The 20,838-nt window shown below is 40.1% G+C and carries 18 protein-coding genes; 9 read left to right on the top strand and 9 right to left on the bottom strand.

Annotation, left to right across the window (positions count from 1 at the left end):
- Nucleotides 1-40: 40 nt before the first annotated feature.
- Nucleotides 41-1,210: an aminotransferase class I/II-fold pyridoxal phosphate-dependent enzyme gene (locus LEPBI_RS03560; RefSeq protein WP_012387741.1), complete on the top strand. Its 1,170-nt coding sequence runs from the start codon at nucleotides 41-43 to the stop codon at nucleotides 1,208-1,210.
- Between the two features lie 94 nt (nucleotides 1,211-1,304).
- On the opposite strand, the gene LEPBI_RS03565 is transcribed toward LEPBI_RS03560, so the two are convergent.
- The 5 genes from LEPBI_RS03565 to LEPBI_RS03585 form a co-directional block, all read right to left on the bottom strand.
- Entirely contained in the window at nucleotides 1,305-1,877 is a 573-nt protein-coding gene (locus LEPBI_RS03565; RefSeq protein WP_012387742.1) for a cytochrome c-type biogenesis protein CcmH, read from the bottom strand.
- A 2-nt stretch (nucleotides 1,878-1,879) separates the two neighbouring features.
- Nucleotides 1,880-4,081: a heme lyase CcmF/NrfE family subunit gene (locus tag LEPBI_RS03570; protein WP_012387743.1), complete on the bottom strand. Its 2,202-nt coding sequence runs from the start codon at nucleotides 4,079-4,081 to the stop codon at nucleotides 1,880-1,882.
- Entirely contained in the window at nucleotides 4,078-4,470 is a 393-nt protein-coding gene (locus LEPBI_RS03575) for a cytochrome c maturation protein CcmE domain-containing protein (protein ID WP_012387744.1), read from the bottom strand. The genes LEPBI_RS03570 and LEPBI_RS03575 overlap by 4 nt, the downstream gene beginning before the upstream one ends.
- A 102-nt stretch (nucleotides 4,471-4,572) precedes the next feature.
- The gene (locus LEPBI_RS03580) at nucleotides 4,573-5,400 is read right to left on the bottom strand and encodes a YdcF family protein (RefSeq protein ID WP_226992872.1); all 828 of its coding nucleotides are present in this window, start codon (nucleotides 5,398-5,400) and stop codon (nucleotides 4,573-4,575) included.
- On the bottom strand, nucleotides 5,378-5,779 hold the full coding sequence (locus LEPBI_RS03585) for a hypothetical protein (RefSeq protein ID WP_041769953.1): 402 nt from the start codon (nucleotides 5,777-5,779) through the stop codon (nucleotides 5,378-5,380). Before LEPBI_RS03585 ends, LEPBI_RS03580 begins: the two co-directional genes overlap by 23 nt.
- Before the next feature lie 91 nt (nucleotides 5,780-5,870).
- Between LEPBI_RS03585 and LEPBI_RS03590 the strand changes: the two genes are divergently transcribed.
- From LEPBI_RS03590 to LEPBI_RS03600, 3 genes are read left to right on the top strand one after another with little or no spacing between them, the layout of a single operon-like run.
- Complete coding sequence (locus LEPBI_RS03590) at nucleotides 5,871-6,677, top strand: MBL fold metallo-hydrolase (protein WP_012387747.1); 807 nt, start codon at nucleotides 5,871-5,873, stop codon at nucleotides 6,675-6,677.
- 58 nt (nucleotides 6,678-6,735) lie between these two features.
- On the top strand, nucleotides 6,736-8,199 hold the full coding sequence (locus LEPBI_RS03595; protein WP_420804580.1) for a sodium:proton antiporter: 1,464 nt from the start codon (nucleotides 6,736-6,738) through the stop codon (nucleotides 8,197-8,199).
- Nucleotides 8,200-8,241: 42 nt separating this feature from the next.
- A complete protein-coding gene (locus tag LEPBI_RS03600; RefSeq protein WP_226992873.1) occupies nucleotides 8,242-9,765 on the top strand; it encodes an aromatic amino acid ammonia-lyase in 1,524 nt (507 codons plus the stop codon).
- Here the strand turns inward: LEPBI_RS03600 and LEPBI_RS03605 are convergent.
- Together LEPBI_RS03605 and LEPBI_RS03610 are read right to left on the bottom strand one after the other, a co-directional pair.
- Nucleotides 9,731-10,714 carry a DUF368 domain-containing protein gene (locus LEPBI_RS03605; protein WP_012387750.1) on the bottom strand — a complete coding sequence of 328 codons (984 nt, stop codon included), beginning with the start codon at nucleotides 10,712-10,714 and terminating at the stop codon, nucleotides 9,731-9,733. The two genes, LEPBI_RS03600 and LEPBI_RS03605, sit on opposite strands and share 35 nt — an antisense overlap.
- A 27-nt stretch (nucleotides 10,715-10,741) precedes the next feature.
- Nucleotides 10,742-11,821 (bottom strand): MraY family glycosyltransferase, encoded by a 1,080-nt coding sequence (locus tag LEPBI_RS03610; RefSeq protein WP_012387751.1) that lies wholly within the window; start codon nucleotides 11,819-11,821, stop codon nucleotides 10,742-10,744.
- Between the two features lie 77 nt (nucleotides 11,822-11,898).
- Between LEPBI_RS03610 and dapA the strand changes: the two genes are divergently transcribed.
- Genes dapA through LEPBI_RS03630 form a run of 4 tightly spaced genes read left to right on the top strand, consistent with a single transcriptional unit; the run spans nucleotide 11,899 to nucleotide 15,454 of the window.
- Nucleotides 11,899-12,783, top strand: a complete 885-nt coding sequence (gene dapA / locus LEPBI_RS03615) for a 4-hydroxy-tetrahydrodipicolinate synthase (protein ID WP_012387752.1) — start codon at nucleotides 11,899-11,901, stop codon at nucleotides 12,781-12,783.
- Nucleotides 12,776-13,579: a 4-hydroxy-tetrahydrodipicolinate reductase gene (dapB, locus tag LEPBI_RS03620; protein WP_012387753.1), complete on the top strand. Its 804-nt coding sequence runs from the start codon at nucleotides 12,776-12,778 to the stop codon at nucleotides 13,577-13,579. The genes dapA and dapB overlap by 8 nt, the downstream gene beginning before the upstream one ends.
- Nucleotide 13,580: 1 nt before the next feature.
- Nucleotides 13,581-14,411 (top strand): diadenylate cyclase CdaA, encoded by an 831-nt coding sequence (gene cdaA, locus LEPBI_RS03625; protein WP_012387754.1) that lies wholly within the window; start codon nucleotides 13,581-13,583, stop codon nucleotides 14,409-14,411.
- Complete coding sequence (locus tag LEPBI_RS03630; RefSeq protein ID WP_012476150.1) at nucleotides 14,408-15,454, top strand: CdaR family protein; 1,047 nt, start codon at nucleotides 14,408-14,410, stop codon at nucleotides 15,452-15,454. Before cdaA ends, LEPBI_RS03630 begins: the two co-directional genes overlap by 4 nt.
- Before the next feature lie 101 nt (nucleotides 15,455-15,555).
- Here LEPBI_RS03630 and LEPBI_RS03635 read toward each other — a convergent pair whose 3' ends face one another.
- Nucleotides 15,556-16,443, bottom strand: coding sequence for an alpha/beta fold hydrolase (locus LEPBI_RS03635; RefSeq protein WP_226992874.1), 888 nt, complete (start codon nucleotides 16,441-16,443; stop codon nucleotides 15,556-15,558).
- Nucleotides 16,444-16,529: 86 nt separating this feature from the next.
- Here LEPBI_RS03635 and LEPBI_RS03640 point away from each other — a divergent pair, with 86 nt between their 5' ends.
- Nucleotides 16,530-19,091 carry an adenylate/guanylate cyclase domain-containing protein gene (locus LEPBI_RS03640; RefSeq protein ID WP_012387757.1) on the top strand — a complete coding sequence of 854 codons (2,562 nt, stop codon included), beginning with the start codon at nucleotides 16,530-16,532 and terminating at the stop codon, nucleotides 19,089-19,091.
- A 38-nt stretch (nucleotides 19,092-19,129) separates the two neighbouring features.
- Here the strand turns inward: LEPBI_RS03640 and fliF are convergent, their stop codons facing one another.
- On the bottom strand, nucleotides 19,130-20,830 hold the full coding sequence (gene fliF, locus LEPBI_RS03645; RefSeq protein WP_012387758.1) for a flagellar basal-body MS-ring/collar protein FliF: 1,701 nt from the start codon (nucleotides 20,828-20,830) through the stop codon (nucleotides 19,130-19,132).
- Nucleotides 20,831-20,838: the final 8 nt, after the last annotated feature.

The following is a 20,838-nucleotide window of genomic DNA, read 5'->3' on the forward strand; positions in this document are numbered from 1 at the left end:
TTAAATCGGAAAAAATTTCAGTCTAGGAATTCTGGTCGTTGTGAACCGTCATTGGCAAGAAATTCAAAAAAAATTGGAATCCATCAAGGAAAAACAATTGTTCCGGGAAACCAAATCTTACCAAGGCATTGATTTTTGTTCGAATGATTATATGGGTCTAACATCTAACCCGAATCTGTTAGAATACTTTGAATCCTTGAAAGATGAGTATCCCTTTGGTTCGACTGCGTCTCGCCTTGTCCGAGGGAATTATGATTCCATGGACCAATTCGAACGTGAATTTGCAAACTTTGTTTATGGAGAAGCGGCACTCCTCGTGTCAACTGGGTTTGTGGCCAATTTTGGGCTAATTGATTCAATTGCAGCGCCTGATTGTTATGTGTTTTGCGACCGTTTGAACCATGCTTCCATCTTAGATGGAATTCGAATTTCAGGTGCCAAAAAAAAATACTACAACCATTTAGACTTACAACATTTGAAATCATTATTGGATAAGGCCGACAAAGAAGATCCGCAAAAAAAACAGAAACGCATCGTCGTGACCGAATCTCTTTTTGGTATGGATGGGGATAGTCCTGATTTTAAAACTCTCCTCAAACTCAAAGAAGAATACGACTTTGTTCTCGTTGTGGATGAAGCGCATTCATTGGGTGTGTATGGGCCAGAAGGAAAAGGGATTTTATTTCGTGACTTAACAATGGATGACATCCAATCCATTGACTACCGAGTGTATACCTTGGGAAAATCATTTGGTTTGGAAGGTGGGATTATTGTTACCAAAAAAATGGGACGTGATCACCTCGTCAATGTGATGCGGCCTTTCATTTTTTCCACAGCACCACTTCCGATTGTATCCAAATTAGCAATCTTTGCTTTAGAACTTTTAAGGTCGATGGATACTTTGCGTTCTGAGTTACATACTCTGTCCGTTGATTTTAAAAATTCTCTTTTGGCGATTGGGTTTTCGATCACGAGTACCGAAACACATATCGTTCCATTGTTATTACCATCTGAAAGTGAAGCTTTGTATTATGCCAAACGATTGCAGGAGATGGGTCTTGATGTGCGCGCGATTCGTCCACCAACGGTTCCCACACCTAGATTACGGATCAGTTTGAATGCCAAATTGACAAAAAAAGACACAGAGGCCTTGGTTACGGCTCTCGTCCAAATCCGTAAGGATTGGGATGAGTCTGTTCCTTTGGTGTGAAATTTTTAAAGGAACAAAAGTTCGCTCGCGATTGAGATCATTCTCCTCGGCCCGAACCAAAATTGAAACCGAGGGAGGAATTTGTAATCTTCTGTTATGATTCTTCGAATTTGCGGATTTTTTCTTTGATGGCGTCTGTCGTGGATGCCAATGATTCTTTGGAGTTCGGAGAGTCTAGTTTTAGCCGGTCCTTTGATTTTTTGGTTCCGTATCGATAAATTCCAAACAAACCAAGGATTCCTAATCCAAGTAAGGTGGCATTGATCCAAGTATCATCGGGTTTTGCTAAAATTTTGGGACCAAATCCGTACACAATGGAATCCACCATACCTTGGTTTCCGTTTTCTTGGAACATAAGTATAATAGGATCTTGTAATACGGTATCTCCAAATCCATTTTCCATTTTGGAAATGATCTCTTCCTCACCCATACCATCTTTGATTCTATTTTCAATAAAAGTTTTGAGATAACTGGATGCGGCACACATATTAAACGAACAAGATTGGATGGGAAGGCTTGGCAAACAAATACAACGGATTTTTTCCGTTACCTTGAGAAAGGTTTGGATTTGTTGTTCTTCTTTCAGGTTGGTTGTTGTTTTTTGTGAAAATAAAACACTAGCAGATCCAAAAAACAAAAGAATTCCCAATATGATTCGATAGGTCATACCTAACTCTCCTTTGTTCGATTCTTTTTTTCTCCGATGGGGAGTAACAAAAAGATACCAGATAAAAAATACAATAAGGAACCAATCCAAATCAATTTCACAAGTGGGTTGATCCAAACTTCTAAGTTTGCTACAATTTGCCTTGGGAAGTTTAAGAAGGATTTGAGTTTATCAGTTTGGCTTCCTGGGGTAAAATAATACTGCATAAACATCAGCGGTAGGTCAGGGTTTTCCGATTTTAAATCAGAAGTTTCGATTGCACCAAGTTGGATGTAAAAGTCTTCTTTTGCCATGGAATGGATGGCGGGTTCACTTGTTGGGATATGTGTTTCGAAATCACCTGTTAGGTGGGAAATTTGTGGATAAAATCTTCTTTCAGTCTCGAGAGTTGCAATTTTTTCCAATCCACGATAAATTCCATAACTTGCTTCCTGAGAAACGATCACATTTTGAATGTTAGGTTCACCACCGAGTCCAGAAATGAGGACGGGTTTGATTTTTAATGTGGATGCTTCGATTTGGTAACCACCAATCATTGCCTTGTCGATGGATTGGTAGATGATTTCTTCAGAAGTAGGAGGTTGTAGTTCATAAAAAAAACGGACAGAGGTATTGATCTTAAAGGCATTCCCTGCATATCCGATGAAGATGAGAACCAGTGAGAAGTGCACTAAATATCCACCATACCTCCGTTTGTTTTTTAACATTAGGTTTAAGGCGGCTCGTAACAAAGATTCATCTTTGTGTTCTTCTTTTCTTGCTTTGATCCCGCGGTAGTATTCTTGCACAATCCCCGCAATGGTAAACATTCCGATGCCTACAGTGAGAACCGAATACACTTCTGCAAGGACGTCCCCATACTTACTGTCGGGTTTGGTAAAGTTTTGGGAATAAAATAGGATGTAAATTCCCCCACCAAAAATTCCAAAGAGGAATGGTTTGAGTAATGTGGATAAAAAGACAGATCCTGCTCCCTTTCTCCAAGCAAGGAGAGGTGCCGATCCCATCAGCAATAATAAAAAGATCCCGGCAGGAACTCCCCAAGAATTGAACCAAGGTGCTTTAAATTCTTTTCCATACAAAAGCGGAGAAAATACACCGAGTAAAATGGCAGCCGTCGAAAGTACCAAAAGAAAATTATTGAGTAAAAAACTCCCTTCTTTGGAAGTGATGGCCTCTAAGTTTCTTTCTGGTGTGAGTTCTTTCCTTCGGTAAATCACAAATCCTGTGAAGAATAAAAAACTACCGATGATATAAACAATAAAAGGTGTTCCGATGGTGGATTTGGAAAAACTATGTGGACCTTCGAGTACTCCCGAACGTGTGATCCAAGTTCCAAGCAAACTAAAATGGAAGGCAAGGATCACAAGCAACATATTCCAAAACTTTAACATCCCTCTACGTTCTTGGATGACAACGGAATGGACAAAGGCACTTGTGAGTAACCAAGGCATCAAGGATGCATTTTCCACTGGATCCCATGCCCAATACCCTCCCCAACCTAACTCTTCGTAGGCCCATTTGGATCCAAGTAGAATTCCTGTTCCTAAGAAAAACCAAGAAAACAAAGTCCATTTCCGAATGAACTTCATCCAATCCTCAGAGAGTTGACCTGAAACAAGAGCTGACATGGCTATGGCAAATGGAATGGATATACTCACATAACCAATGTAAAGGATTGGTGGGTGGATGATCATTGCCCAATGTTGGAGAAGGGGGTTTAGTCCTCTGCCCGCAGCTGCTTCGGGAACAAATTCACGAAACGGTTGGGCATCCCCATAAAACACAGCAAGGAAACTAAAAAATCCCGACAATACCGCAAGGATAAGATTCATCATTGGGATTCGGTCTTCGATCGACTTTCGTGTTTGCCACAAAACAATAAAGGTAAACACATTTAAGATCAAATTCCAAAAAAGTAAACTTCCAGAAGATCCAGACCAGATGGAAGTCATTTTATAAAATAAAGGTAAGTGTTCGCTTGAATGCATGACCACATAATAGTTGCTATAGTCAGATCGAACGAGTTGTGTGAGTAAAACGATAAATGCTAATACGATGACAAATGGATTTGTCATGAGAGCCAAACGACCAAGTTCGACTCCTTTTCTTTGTGAATATAATATTCCGTAGATCGTTTGTAAGGCGGAAAAAATTAAAATAGCGAGTGATGCTGAAAGTAAGATGGTCCCTAAATTATTCATTTTTCCTCTGCATACCCAGCTTCATATTTGGAGGCACATTTTGCTTCCACATGGTTTGAAACAAGTACTCCACGTTCCAGTTTTCCATCCACCCTTGCCCTTGCTCCTTCTTTGAAGGCATCCGGTAAAAGTGTTTCCCCCGTGAAAAAAACAGGGATGATTTGATCATTGAGTTCCAAATCAAATTTCGCTTTTTTTCCTTCTCGGACTAAACTTCCCACACGGACAAATCCTCTGACTCGCAAATTTTGTTCTGAGTATTTGGTTTGGTTGGCAGCTAGTTCAGACGCATCCAATAATAGGTAGGATGTTTCTTGGGATGAAAAATAGGCAATGCCTCCGAGAGAGATTGCGATGAGAAATAAAAGGGTTAAAAACTTACGATTCATGGTCCATTCTTTAGACGAAATCTCGTCTTTCCTCTAACCTCTCTGATTGCAAGTTTCGGTCAAACAAAAAGGTCATTGGAAAACCTTGAAAAAATCCCGGTTTTATAGGTAGGATTTGGTCCGATACACAAAATACCCAACCCATTCTTTGATGCTGAGAGTGGTTAAATCCAAATACCCAGCAGATGGCAGGTAGAGCTCAAACGCGCCCGAATCGGTATTAAATGATCGGTAATCTGTGGGAAAAGGGAATACATTCAGATTTTGTTTTTGGAAACAACCAAGAGAACGTTTCATATGAAAGGCTGAGGTGATGAGAAGAAAAGATTGGAAGTTTTTTTCCATCAAAATTTTTTTTGTTTCCACAGCATTTTCATGGGTGTTACGTGAATTGTTTTCTAAGATAATATCCTCTTCTTTGACACCGAGGTCGATGAACAAAGATTTGGCTAAGTCGGCTTCTCTGTACGTATCAGAAAGTAATAATCCAGAACCTCCCGTAAAAAGTATCTTTTTCACTTTGCCTGCTTTGTAGAGCCGTATAGCATCAGTAATACGATCTGCAGAATCTGTGAGTTCAGGTCTAGCTTTGACAGAGGAGATAGTTTGGATCATCCCACCAAGGACAATGGCAACATCAACTTTGGGAGCATCTTGCAAGGAGACAGGTGGATACTCTTTTTCTAATTCTGTCACCAATCGGTTGGCGATAAAGGAACTGGATGCGAGGTATAAAAAAAGGCAAATGATAAAAAATAGGAATTTTGTTTTCCCAGATTTGATACGGAACAAAAGATAAAAACAAAGTAGAAAAAAAACTGGTAGTGGATAGAGAAAGATAGTGAGTACTTTTGAAAGGATAAAAAAGAAAGATTCCATAAGGAAATGATCGTAAAGGGTGTGTTTTTTACCAGTCCAAATCAGGACCAAGGACCCCAATCCCACTCCCCCAATATTGAGAAGGGTGAGGGTAACGGACAGAAACTCCGAGTGGTGAGCGAGAATACTTCCAGTCTCTTGCAATTTGTTTTCTGAGTTGCATCTGCTCTTCTGAAACTCCCATCTCTGAGGCATTTAAAAACTGTTTGGTGAGCTCAACCCATTCTTTGATGGCCGCTGGGTTTTGTTTTTTTAAATCTTGGATGAGAATTCGAAGTTCAAATTCTGCATCTTCCCTTAGGTCTCTCGCAATTTCTGAAATTTCCGCATTGGATCCGAAAACAGTTTCGTTTCCTTCTGTTCGATCGACAGCATCTCGCCATTTCGCATAAGCGATGAACAAATTTTTTGTTTCGTCGTATCGATACATCGTAGTAAGTGATTGTGCTTGGGAATCGGAAAAAGGCAATCGAAAAATGAATCCATCCGATTGTGACTAGTCACAGTCTAAAGTAAGTGAAATGGAAGTCATTTGTAACTCTAGTTTTATTCTTTGCTCTGTCACTTGGATCGGCCATGCAACTACCCTGATTCAAATTGATGGACTCAATATTTTAACCGATCCCATCTGGAGTGAGAGGTGTTCCCCTTTCTCGTTTGCTGGTCCCAAACGGTACACACCACCAGGAATTTCCATAAATCACCTGCCAAACATTGACATAGTCATTTTATCCCATAACCATTATGACCATACAGACCTTCCCACTTTGAAACAATTAGAAGAAAAATTCCATCCAATGGTTTTAACAGGACTAGGTAACAAAAAATTATTGTTAGGTGAAGGTATGCATAATGTAAAGGAGATGGATTGGTGGGAAAAAATTTCTTTTGGTTCTGTTACATTCACATTTACACCGACCCAACATTTTAGTGGGCGGAGTCTATTTGACCGCGATGAAACTCTTTGGGGGAGCTTTATGGTGGTTGGGAAAAAAGAAAAAGTGTATTTTGCCGGAGATACAGGTTATTTCTCTCATTTTAAAGACATCGCCAGCCGGTTTGGATCCATCGACATTGCCATTTTGCCCATTGGAGCTACAGAACCGCGGTGGCTTATGGAACCAGTTCATATCGGTCCCACCCAAGCCGTGATGTCATTTCTCGACCTCAAGGCAAAATTCCTCGTTCCTATGCACTACATGACCTTTGTTTTATCAGATGAACCACTCGATTCTCCTGTGCCCCGCACAAAAGAAGCGATGAAACAATCGGGAATCTCCGAATCTGCGTTTGTTCCTTTAAAAATTGGAGAATCACGCTTTTTTTAGTTCCATGTGATTTCTCTTTCGGGTATGCTGTCCTAAAAAAAATAGGATGGTGAGCACGTTGAAGAAGCTTCTCACATTGATGGTTTTCCTGGTATGTTTGTCTGTGACAACTGCAGGGTTATTTGCCGAAGAACCAACTCCGGTTCCAACAGAAACAACAACACAAGAGGAAACAGGGCATTCCTCACATGGTGAATCCGTTCACGAAGAACTCCCGTATTGGACTGTTTTACCTTTCGTGGCAATTCTTTTATCGATTGCGATTTTACCAGTTGCCTCTCACAAAACAGCGCATTGGTGGGAAGACAATAACAATAAACTGATTTTAGCAGCGGGACTTGGCGCCATTTCGTTTGTTGTTTTAATCGTGTATGGTTATAGTCATAATATCATTCACACAGTTTTTTTCGATTATGTACCTTTTATCATCTTGCTTGGTTCTTTGTTTTATATCTCCGGCGGGATCGTGATCAAGGGTGATATCAAAGCAACTCCACTTAATAACACATTGTACCTGTTAATCGGTGCGGGCCTTGCTTCCTTTATTGGAACCACTGGTGCTTCCATGTTACTCATTCGTCCTTTATTAAAAACAAATAGCGAACGGAAACATGTGGTTCATACTGTAGTGTTTTTTATCTTTCTTGTATCAAACATTGGTGGATCCTTAACCCCACTCGGTGACCCTCCACTATTTTTGGGATATTTAAAAGGAGTTCCTTTCACTTGGACTTTCAAACTTCTTCCAGAAATGTTGGTGGCACTCGCGATCTTACTCACAGTCTATTATGTTTGGGATACGATGGCGTATAAAAAAGAAACCAAAAAAGATTTGGCTCTCGATACAAAACTTGCCACTCCGTTTTCGATCAGTGGTCAAGTGAACTTTCTTTGGTTACTCGGTGTGATCTTAGCCGTTGCTTTTTTAAATAGCAACTACATCCCACAAATCAACCAAACACCAACTCTTGGCTTCATTCGAGAAGCAGTACTCATTGTTCTCATTGCACTTTCATGGTTTACGTCAAAAGCGGAACATAGAAAGTTCAATAACTTTACCCTCCACCCCATCCAAGAAGTGGCTTACCTCTTCATTGGAATTTTCATCACCATGATTCCTGCACTCGTATTACTCGAAGCACATGGAAAGGAACTTGGGATCACACAAAACTGGCAATTTTTCTGGGCGACAGGAGTATTTTCCTCAGTTCTCGATAACGCTCCCACCTACTTAACCTTTGGATCATTGGCATCGGGACTTCTCACTCCTGCAGGTTCCGCTCCACTCACACTGGGTCAATTCATTGGGAATGTCCAAGCAGAAGAGATCTTAAAAGCAATCTCTGTGGGCGCGGTGTTTATGGGTGCCAATACATACATTGGGAATGCTCCTAACTTTATGGTGAAGTCAGTTGCAGAAGAAAACAAAGTGAAGATGCCTTCGTTTGGTGGGTATTTAGCATATTCAATGGGAATTTTAGTTCCTGTTTTTATCCTCATCACTTTCATTTTCTTCGTCTAAGTAACAATCAAACCGGGGTCAATGCCCCGGTTTTGTCCATCCATGTACCTTCAATTATCCGATTTACATTCATTCGCAGATTCTGGATCGTTTTCTCACTTACAAGAGCGAAAAAAAAGTTTGGAAGAAGAACGTGAGAGATTAGAAACAATTCTCAAAACCTCATCTGACAAACTGATTTATGGAATCCATACAGGTTTTGGTCCTCATGCCTTTACTTCCAATGAAGAACTTCATCTCATTCAAAAATCTCTTATATACCACCTAACAGTGGAACCTATATTGACCTTGGAAGGAACCCCTCATTCGAATCTCACTCACAAAGAAGCAAGAGTGGTTCTTTGTGCCCGACTTTTTAGTTTAGCACTCGGCGGTTCTGGGATTCGGTTTGAAACCTTAGATGTTTTGAACCAACTTTTAGAATTCGATTGTATCCCCATCCTTCCTGAAAAAGGATCTCTTTCGGCTTCTGGAGACCTAATCCCTCTCAGTTATATTCCCTTGGCTCTACTAGGTGAATCTGGATTTACAGGAAAAGGGAAGGGCTTAGGGCCCACCAAACAAAATGGGAAAACTTCAAAAATTCCTGGCCTTCCTTGGACACCCCATCCGAAAGAAGCCATCTCGCTGACGAATGGAACTAGTTTTACAACAGCCTTACTTGGTTACCAAGTGGTGGAATTTCGAAATTTGTTTTTACAGTCCATCGAACTCTTACGGTATCTCTTCCATTACCATTCTATTTTCCCTGATGCCTTCCATCCAGGATACCACGATCACAAACAATTCGATGGACCCAAACGGATCGCAAATTTTTTATACCCAATCATTTCCAAAAATCCAAAATCGAAAGTAGAAGGAAAACGAATCCAAGATATTTATTCGGTGCGTTGTATCCCTCAAATCTTAGGTTCCATTTGGGATGAATTAGACTCGATTGGTTTGGTCGTAGAACAAGAGTTAAATTCATTATCCGACAATCCGATTCTCATCTCTGAGTCAAAAAATGGAGAAATTTTACATCGTTTTGCTGAAGGTGGTGGTTTTTACGCATCCCAAGTGAGTTTTGCTGCTGATCGATTGCAAAATGCCATGGCTGTTTGGTTCACTTGGATAGACCGTTTTCTGAATTATTTAATGGAACCAAAAGAAAATGATGAGTTTCCGCTTATGTTATCGGCAAAACCTGGAACCTATGCAGGTTTATCTGGATTGGGACTGATGGCAACTCACCTAACGGCAGAAGTGCGACGAGATAGTATGCCTGGATCAATGCAGTCGATTCCCACCAATGGAAATAACCAAGACATTGTCCCTATGGGAGCTATCTCTGTTTTAAGAAATCGTAGAACTGTACATAGTGCGAAGAAAATACTCGCCATTTTTAGTTATGCGATCTTCCAATCTTCTCTGTTTGCTAAAAAAAAGGAATTGGTTCCATACTTTGAATTGTTTCGCGATTTAAATACGATGGAGGAAGATAGAAGCCTGGACTTTGAAATCCAGACTTTAATGGAAAGAATTGATAACTCTATTTCTTTTCTTGTAATGACTCCAAACGATTGAGTCCCAATCCTAAAACCAAACCAAATACAAGTGCAAAAATGGGAATTTGGGCTTCGGAAACATCTTTTGGCAAGATGTTTTTGGCGGTTGCAATTTGGATGTCCCGTTTCACTTCGCCAGACCGACCCACAACGGTTTGGCCATTGGCATAATCTTTAAACGGCCATAGGATAAAAAACGATCCAAGAATAAGCCCAAGTAAAAATGTCATTGTGTGAGATTTGTATTTAACAAATAACCATTTTACAATGTGTGTAAAGATCAAAAGACCTAACAAACATCCAAACCCAAACGCTGCCAAAAATACGATGGAACTTGGTTCTAAGATAGTGGATAGTTTTCCAATGACGATCTGGTATTCACCTAACACGAGCATGATGTAAGATCCTGAGATCCCTGGAAGGATCATTGCGGAAATGGCTACAACTCCCGTCACAAAAGCAAACATTGGATTTTCGGAACCAGTGTTTTCTCCCATAAAAAAACTAGGAACGATGGTGACTAAAATCCCGGGGAGTAAAAATAACCAAACCACTACACTATGTTTTTCAATGAGTTTGTAAGGGACCACAAGAGAAGGAATGATAAGTCCGATAAATAAGGCGAGAGTTGCTTCCGGATGGTTTTGTAATAGGTATTGGATGAGTTTGGCGCCAGAGACAACAGAAAGTAAGAGTCCAATCCCGAGAAATACCAAAAACCAAAAATCGATCCGTTTCATTTCCAAAGCAAACCGTGTACGCACCTCTTCTTTCCAAAATCCAACGAGTAAGGATAAAGAAACTTTGATGGTTTCTAAATTTAAGGAAGTGATGGCTGTGATGAGTCTGTCATAAAGACCAAGTATGAGTGCAAATGTACCACCAGACACACCTGGGATTAGGTTTGCAATTCCAATGAGAAACCCGTTGAGAATGCAGAATAGAATTTCTTTTTTTGTAAGAGGCATATCGGAAAGGATGGAAATTTACAAACTTTAGGCAAGGTTTTTTCGTAGAGTCCAAACCCAAAGCAAACCATAAGAAATGAGGGAAACTAAGAACAATCCAATGAATATAATGAGCCGATCCATTCCCATCATATGGAATAAAAAGTGGAGGCCAAGTACAAGTCCATTGAGAAGGGAAAATACAAAGAGAGAACCAATTTTACCCAACTTAGTTTCTGTTAGTTTTTGGTAGAGATGTTCTCTATGAGCTTGGAAAAGGTGTTTTTTCTGGAGGAATCGTTTGATAAGGATCGTGATCCCATCAATCCAAAAGAAGGGAAATAAATAAAAGTAGTCGGTTAGATCCCAAAAGACTCCCTCTTTTGTTATTTGGTTTTGGAGCTTGGAATGGTGCAGTAGGGGAAGGACCAAAACAAAAAAACCAAGTGCCAAAGAACCACTATCACCCATAAATAATTTTGCTTTTGGGAAATTGTAAACAATAAATCCAAACATCGAAAGAAGTAAGATCACGTACAAACTGAATCCAAAATTAGGAATCGAATAAAAGTTGGGAAGGACCAAACCAATGGAAAAAAAACAAATGAAGAAAGTGAGAACCAAATACCAATCCATTCCATCCATAAAGTTGACTAAGTTGATCCCAAAGACAAGAAATATCGTTAGAAATAGAATTTCTGCCACCCATGGAATTTCTACAAAACCAAAAGCCGTAATCGTAGGATGTATTCCCCATAAACAAATAAAAACGATTCCAAACTCTAGGACAAGTCGTAGTTTTGGAGTTAGGTGATATAAATCATCCACAAAACCTAAAATGGAAAATATGAAAATACCAACTAACAGAAGATAAAAATTATCTTTAGGAATCAAACTTGGATTTTCCAATAATGGATGTGCCCATTCTGGGTTAAAATGAAACAAGAGGCTAGCGACCAAAAAAAGAGGGATAAAAAACATCCCACCCGATTTTTTTGTAACGGTGTCGTGCAAACTCCGTTCATTGGGCACGTCTTTCACGCCAAATCGCGAATGCACATAGATTGAGTGCAAAAAGAGGCTAAATAAGCCTAAAAAGAGGAGTGAAACAGGGAAAAAAGGGACCATTTTCGCAAAGTTTCTCAGATCAGGGTGTTTTGGCAGTTTTTTATTGCAAAAAACAGTCCCTCCTCGATGTTTAATTTATGTTTCAGGGCGTTTATACTGCGGTCATCACCCCCTTCCGCCAGGGGAAAATCGATTATGATAGTTATTTTAAGATCCTAGAAAACCAGATCCGTTCCGGTGTCGCTGGTGTGGTCCCTTGTGGGACAACGGGAGAGTCTCCGACCTTATCCTACGAAGAACACAAGGAACTCATCCAAAAAACCGTGCAAGTGGTTTCAGGGAAGATCCAAGTGATCGCAGGCACAGGTTCCAATTCTACCAAAGAAGCAATTGAGCTCACAGAGTCAGCTTGTGCGGACGGAGTGGACGGAATCCTTTCCGTTAACCCATATTACAACAAACCTACCCAAGAAGGGATGTTCCAACATTTTACAGCGATTGCCAATGTTTCATCCAAACCGGTCATGTTGTACAATATCCCTGGTAGAACCAATGTTAATTTATTACCAGAAACTGTCAGTCGTTTGGCGGCGCATCCAAAAATTGCGGCGATCAAAGAAGCAACAGGTGACTTGGGACAAATGGCAAAGGTAATTTCCCAATGCCCTACCAACTTTGATTTATTATCTGGTGATGACAACCTAACACTGCCAGTACTCTCGATCGGTGGAAAAGGGGTTGTATCCGTTGTTTCTAATTTATTCCCACGCGCTTGTGTGGATATGGTGTCCTTGTACTTACGCGGAGACTTAGAAGCTTCCAAAAAGATATATTACAAACTGCTTCCTGTTTTTGTAAATGCCTTCATTGAAACAAACCCAATCCCTATCAAAGCAGCGATGAGTTGGTTTGGGTATTGTAGTAACGAACTCAGATTACCGATGACTTCTTTATCTGAAGGTACAGCATCAGAGTCGTTCAAAAAAATTGTATTCCAACTAAAAGAGGAAGGCATTGTCTAAAATCAAAGTAGGTGTGATAGGGGCTGGAGGAAGGATGGGGAAAGCCATCATCCAAGTACTTTCCCTTTCCAAAAAATCAGAGTTAAGCGCTGCTGTTGTGAGAGAAGGCGCCATTTATGCTGGATTTGATTCTGGAAATCATGCTGGAATCAAAGAAACGGGTATCTTACTTTCATCCGACTTACAGAAAGCATGTGAAGGATCCGATGTCCTCATTGATTTTAGTACTCATACAGGTTTTGAATCAATATTAAATGCGGCATTACAAAATCACAAACCATTGGTCATCGGAACGACAGGTCTTACTGATTCAGACAAAACATTAATCCAATCGGCCGCAAAAACCATTCCGATTGTTTTTTCTCCCAATATGTCTGTTGGTGTGAACTTACTATTTAAACTCACCGAAATTGCCGCAAAAGTCCTTCACGAAGATTTTGATATTGAAGTTTTGGACATCCACCATCGCCACAAAAAAGATGCTCCATCGGGTACAGCCATGTACCTAAAAGAAGTGTTGCTTGGGGCAAGCAAACGAAGTGAAGAGAATGTGATTTATGGTCGCCATGGGATGTATCCAGAACGTGACCAAAAGGAAATTGCGATGCACACTATGCGTGCAGGTGAAGTGGTTGGGGAACACACCGTTTATTTTTTTAGTCCTGAAGAAAGGATAGAGATCACACACCGTGCACAGGACCGCAAAACATTTGCTAGTGGTGCAGTCAAAGCTGCCGAATTTTTACATGGCAAATCGAAAGGTTTGTACAATATGTTTGATGTTTTAGGGATTTAAATTGGATTTTTTTCGAGGATTATACATCATTCCGTGGAGTAAAAATTATATCTCCATTACACTTGATGTACTCATCGTCGCGTTTCTGATTTATAAAACATACACAACATTACGCAGAACCCGTGGTATCCAACTTCTCCTCGGTGTGGGAATTATTTGGATTTCAGGGAGTTTTGCTGAATACTTAGGATTTGAATTACTCGAATGGATCCTCACTAATATTCGGCCAGCATTGGTTTTTGCTATCATCGTTCTTTTACAACCCGAGTTACGTCGTCTAACAGGTGATTTAGCGCGGATACGTCTCCTTCGATTGTTTTTTTTGAAACCTTCCTTTGATTTGGATCCCATTGTGGAAGCGGTGCGTGCCATGTCCCAAGAAAAAATTGGATCCATCATTGTGCTTGTGAAAGACATAAGCCTGAAAGATATTTCGGAGAATGCAGTGCCGATGGACTCACTAGTCACTTCCGAAATATTACAAACTATCTTCTTTAAAAATTCACCACTCCATGATGGGGCTGTTATCATCGAGCAAAATCGTATTGTTTGTGCGGCATCTTATTTGCCAATGAGTAGTTCTGTTGAGATTTCAACTTTAGGGGCAAGGCATAGATCGGCACTTGGCCTTTCCGAAGAAACAGATTCCATCATCATTGTCACCTCTGAAGAAACTGGTGACATCACGATTTGTTACGAAGGAGAAATGATCCATCCAGTCAAACCTCTAGAGCTAAAAGCTCTCGTCAGTGGATTGATGTCAGGGAACAAACGACCCAAAGATGAATCCCTAAGAAAATCCAAAGAGAAAGATTCCGGAGTCATCATATGATTTTGAAATTATTTGGAAAGATGGTTCGCAACTGGAAAGCAAAGTTGATTTCTCTTATCATTGCTAGTATCTTCTATGTAAATCTACAAAATTCAAAAGTTTTAATCAAAACAGTCAACGTTCCGATCGACTATCCAAAGTTATCTGGAAATTTAAGTTATTCTAAAAATCCTGAAAAAACCATTCCGGTTAGAGTGGAAGGATTAAAAGATGTTGTGAACTATTATTCTCAATTCATGAAGGCAGTGATTGATCCAGAAGATGTTCAATTGGGTGTCACAGAAGTCCCTATCAAAAGGATTCTGGGTGTTCCAAGTGGAGTGAAGGTTACAAAATTAAAAAAGACAGTTCCTGTTGAAATTGAATCTAGGGGCTTGAAGGTTGTTCCAATTGAAGTTGTATTTGAAGGAAATCCACCAGCTAACTTTGAGAAACTGACCCAGATCCTAAGCCCCCAAAAAGTCACTCTGAGTGGGAAACCTCAGGATTTAGAAAAAATAAGTAAGGTCGTGTTACCTGAAATCTCCCTCGTTGATCGAAAGGAACCTTTTGCCAAAACCGTAAAAATTCCAGATTTACCGAAAGGGGTCAGTGTGTTAGGTTCTCGTGATGTCACTGTAAATGTGAATATCATTCCCCTCTCCTATAAAACAGGGGAACAAACGGCGGCTGGGATCCCAATTGTTTGTTCAGGGTTAGATCCAAAATTGGATGTTGAACTTTCAGAAGAACAAGTTGCGATTCGTTATTTTTCTTTAAAACCAATTCGGTCAGCACAAATTCTGACAGGGATCACGGCACAAGTTCCATGTAATTATATCTTTGATCCCATTAAAAATAAAATTGTCCCAGAACTACAACCACAAGTGGCAAAAGTTCGGATCATCAAAAACAAAGACTTAAAAGGCATCGAAGTCCTACAAATTAGTCCGGAAAAAATTGAAATTCGTTACAAAGTGAAAGAACAAAATATCGATTCCGATCCAACAGATGATGGCACTGGAATGGAAGGACCATCACCAAATCCATCCGATCGTTCGTAAGTCTTCAAATCACCAATCGATTCTGTTACTGATATGATCCAATCTTTGATCGGATCATATTCATTTTATGATCCTTCCAAATTGAACTGCCGAATCCTTTTTTATTTTAAAAATTCGTAAATTTCCTTAAAACTTTCTTCTGGATTTTCCCACATAGGGTAGTGTCCAATGTTTGGCCATCGGATTAATTTTTTGTTTTTGATTGGAAGTGTTTCGATTTCATCAGCTAGGTGGCTTCCACTCACCGGATCTTCCCCTCCATTGATGAATAGAAGTGGGACTTCTGTTTGGAGAAGAGCATTTTTCCATCGTACTCCGTGTAACCTCCTTTCGGCGATGTACTTAAGTAATTTATGAGGGATAAGGACTTTGTTTGGGTAAGTGATGAGTTTCCATAAAACGGAAATTTCTTTATCAGTGGGTTTGGTATTTTTTCCAAACACATCACTAAAAGCCACACCAAACTTCTTTTCATCATAAAACCTTGCGAGGATTGCACCTAAGATTGGTGTGGCGAGAAGTTTTTGTTTGAATGTGGGGCGGTGTAAATGGGGGAAAAGTCCTCCATTAAAAAAAACAGCACCATCAATTTCATACTTACGTTCGGAACGTTCCAAATGCCTTGCGAGGATTTCTTGTCCAACACTGACAGCGTAATCATGGAATACAAATTTAACTCGTTTGAGAGCATTTTTTTCGATAAAAGTTTCGATGATATCGGTTTGTTCCATGAGCGTATATGTATGTTTGGTGGGCTTTGAAGAATAACCAAATCCTAAAAAGTCAATTGCAATAGTATTGAAGTATCGTGTTAACCCATTGAAGATTTTCGAATAATCCCAAGAGGAAGTGGGAAACCCATGGAGTAAGATTAAGTTTTGTCCTCTACCTTCTTGGATGTAGAAGATTTGAAATTTTTTAAATTCAAAAAATTTACCAGCGGCCAACCATTCTGTAGCGTTCTTTTTTGGAAAATTAAGATCTAACATATCCGACATAGCACAACAATTCAAGAAGTGAGTCAAATAGAAGAATTTACTATTTTCTCAATATTTCGAAGCCGATGATATAAAGGATGGAATCATATTCTCTGATTTATTTTGTGAAACCGGAGGGAATTATATCCAATTGGGAATACTTTTGGTACCAAATTCCATATGGTGCACCGGGGATATTAACTTTTTTTGTTGGTTTATTCTTAAGTTATTTTGCATTTCAAAAGTATCGGAAGTCGAAAGACGATGATAAATTTTTTCATCTGAATTTAACCATATCCTTTATTAGTTTTGGATGTGTTGGTTTGGTGTTAACCACTCGGGCTTGGGTCCAAGATGTGGAAACACTTGTGCTTTGGAATGACCTTTTGTATTTTTTCGTAGCACCTCTTGCGCCCACAGCATTTTACCTCGCCTATCACATGACGGGGAAACAAAGTAAACTATTACTTTATTATTCATACATCTGTTGGTTTGCGAGTTTTGTTCTCTATTTAGGGGTCATCTTAGGAAAAGGATTTGAGACGACTGTCTTTGAATTCCCATTCGGCAAATACCCTAGGGGTAGTGCCTTTGTTAGGCCATGGGGGATCCTTGCACCTCTTGGTTATTTTTTACTCATCCTTCCTTCTTTTATCAAACATTACCAATACATACGCAAACATTACCATCTAACACTCTTTCATGGAGTGAATTTATTGTTTTTATTAACCACTCTCAATGCACCAAGTATTTTGGGTTTTAAAGTATACCCGGGTGGATTCTTTTTATTCATTCCCATGTTACTTGTCGCCTACGGAGTGTTTCGCTCGGATTTTTTTGATGTAAACGAACTCTTGTTTCAAAAAAACGGGATGTTTTACTTTCTATTTGCACTGCTTTCTTTTGTTTTAATTTTTATCTCCTTTGGAGTTTCCTTTGGACTTTCACCAAATGCATATGAATCAGCAAAATGGTACCCCTGGGGGATTCCGCCCGTCATATCAGTGTTTGGTGCTGTTTTTTTGTCCATCATTGTTGCGGGAGCCAATCCATCCGCCCGGATCAATCAACTTTGTGCATTTGCGCTGATCCTCACTGGTTTTTATGTGATCCAATCGGTTCCACTCAAATTGAACATTTCCTATGTGGTGCAACTTCGTATTTCCCAGATGACATTTGTGGCATTTGCCTTTGCACCGAGTATTATGGTGCGACTTGTGTTTGAGGCCATAGGTCAAAAGTCACCCATTTGGCTACAAGGGATCGACTTCCTCTGTGTCACTGCAGCCATCTTAGCTCCCTCTCCCTATCTGTTTGTTGGGTATTATGATTACCCTTGGTCAAGGGTACACCATGGGGGACCTGCGGAATTACTTGTCGGAGCCAATGGTGCCATAGCCCTGATTTTAGTATTATTTACCTTCATTCGCAACAAAGGTTACATTAATTTTGCATCCAAATGGATCATTGGCTCCTTTTTATTGTCTGCCTTATTATTACTTGCGGCATTGCTCCCAAGCCATGGCATTCCAATTTATCCGATTGCAGACTTCCAATTCATTCCAGCGTTTTTACTTGGTTATGCGGTCTTACGGCATGGAGCCTTGTCTTTAGAAGGAAGGACGATCCAACTCAGCCAAAGGTTAGCAAACCTTGGTCTCATCACTATGGCAATTGCGGCGATATTGTATTTTCCTTTAATCAGAGAACAATACGGAGTTGGGGAATCTGCTTTTCATCTTACGATGATTGTTTTACCTTTAGTTCTTTTTAACTATTTGGTCGTATACATCATGTCAAGGCCTCTTGCCGAAGAATTGGATATCAGTTACTTCTTGTTAGATTTAGAAAAACAAAAGGCAGATGAAGAAAGAGAAAAAGCTCTCATTGCTCAGGACAAGGCAGAAGAGGCAAGAGAAGAATCTGAAAAATTATTGTTAAACATTTTGCCTTACAAAGTGGCACTAGAACTGAAAGCGAAGGGAAGTGTAAATCCAACTCGTTTTGAAAACGCTACCGTATTATTCACTGACTTCAAAGGATTCACAAGAGTTGCAGAAGGCATGGATGAACAAAGTTTGATTGAAGAACTGGACGCTTGTTTCACTCAATTTGATGAAATCATCCTTCGCAACAATTTGGAAAAACTAAAAACCATTGGTGATAGTTATATGTGCGCTGGTGGCTTACCTGTCGAAAATAGAACAAGTGCGATTGATGCATGTTTGGCGGCATTAGAAATCCAAAGTTTCATGAACCAATTAAAAGAAATTAAGTCTGCCTTAAACTTACCCTTTTGGGAATTACGATTGGGAATCCATACGGGGCCAGTGGTGGCAGGTGTTGTGGGTCGGTTTAAATTTGCCTATGACATTTGGGGAGATACCGTGAACACAGCATCTCGTATGGAATCAGGTGGGGAAACTGGAAAAATCAATGTCTCCAAAGAAACATATGAACTTGTGAAATATTTTTTTGAAACAGAATACCGTGGAAAAATTCATGGGAAAAACAAAGGGGATTTGGATATGTACTTTGTCCACCGCCTAAGGCCACGTTATTCGCAAGACCCTGATGGTAAGGCACCAAACCAATACTTCCGAGAGGTGTATGCTCGGATTTCTCGTGGTGCCAATATTCGGTGGAAAAAAGAAACCTAGCCGATACATAATCAAAGATCAGCTAAGTTCTGTTTGTCTTACGTTTGTTCTTCTTCCGCAAGCCAAGTGCGGAGTAATTGCGCCACATCTTCTGGTTTTTCTTTTGCCAGGTTGATTGCATTTTCGAGGAGTTCCCGTCTGAGTTTTTCGTCGAGGGAGAGTTCGACTTCTGCTCCCCCTTCGTCCATCACACGGAGTGCCGCTTCTCTCATCATCTGTTGTTGCGCTGCAAGTTCTTCTTCTCTGAGTCTTCTTCTTCTTGCGATTTCTTTTTTGATCGCTCGATACACTAAGATGGCAAGGATGAGTAAGATGAGAATGACTAGGGATGCGATCACCATATTGCGGATGGCACGTTGTCTTTGGAACTCTTCATCTTCTGCGCGGAATTGTTCGGTTCTATCTTTCGGAATCGTGATCACACTGATTTGGTCACCACGGGAACGAGTGTATCCAATCGCTGCTTCTAAGTTTTTACGAATGAGTTTTAAATCGGGTTCCGCAACAGGGATGTACTTACGATCATAACCCAACCCATCTTCCCGTTCTTTTCGTTCCCAAACTCCATCCACAACGACAGACAATCCGATCTTTTCAATTTTCCAAGGTTGGCGTTTGATATCTTTCACACGTTTGTTGAATTCGTAGTTATTGATATTTTCGTCTTTGGAATATTCGGCTTTTTGGTAATCGGTATCTTTATAACCAGGAGGTAGGTTTGGTTCTGTACCTGCCGGTCCATCTGGAGTAAATCCCCTTCCTTTAAATGATTCCTTTGTTTCTTTGGATGAAACTTTTAAGGAATAACCATCAACCAATTTACGTTCGTTATATGGAGTGTCAGGGTTATCTTCCTCGGCAACAACGGGTAAAACTTCGTTTTCTGTTAAGGATTCTTGGTCCCAGTTGAAGGAGTATTCAAAGCGAGTGATGTCCACTCGGTCTTCACCACCCAAATACCATCGAAGTGTATTTCGGATATCAATGAGTCGTTTGACACGTTCTTCTTCTTCGATTCGTAATTTTTCTTGGACGATACGTAGTTCTAATCTTTCTTTTTCTAAGTCTTCTTCAAAATCGGAAATGATCTTTCCATCGGGATCGGCCACACTCACGTTTTCTGGTTTGAGTTTCGGAACAGCTCTCGCGACTAAGTTGACAATCCCTTTGATTTCTTTTTTGCTAATCCCTTCCACACCTGGTCGGAAGTGTAAGATCACACTTGCTTTCACAGGATACGAATTGGATTCAAACAAATCCCCTTCGGGGATGGCAATGTTTACATCTGCTTTTTCGATTGGGCGTAAGGTGTTAAGCGACTTTTCAATCGCACCTTTGAGTGCTCTGTACTTTTTGATGTCTTTATCAAATTGAGTTTCTGTGAATTTTTCGATATCAAAGAGTTCCCAACCAGTCACACCAGCAGGGATTAAATTCTCTTGTGCGAGTTTTGTGACAATTTCTTGCCTTTGTTCTGGATCAACAGTGATGAGACTTGTTTCGCTTGAGCCATAAGAGTAACCAAGGGCATCTAATTTTTTTGTCACTTCAGAGAAGTCTTTGGAATCCAAGTCTTTGAAAAGGACCACTCGGTTCCTTTGGGAGGAGACATTGGAGAGGATGATGACGGCCACCACTACCACTGCAAGTACCCCAGCCAAAATCATTTTTTTGGTTTTGTCGAGTTTGTTGAATAACTCTTTTAGATTGTCGATGATCTTTTGCAGTGGTTCAGGCATAGTTCGGG

The organism is Leptospira biflexa serovar Patoc strain 'Patoc 1 (Paris)', assembly GCF_000017685.1.
Lineage (GTDB): Bacteria > Spirochaetota > Leptospiria > Leptospirales > Leptospiraceae > Leptospira_A > Leptospira_A biflexa.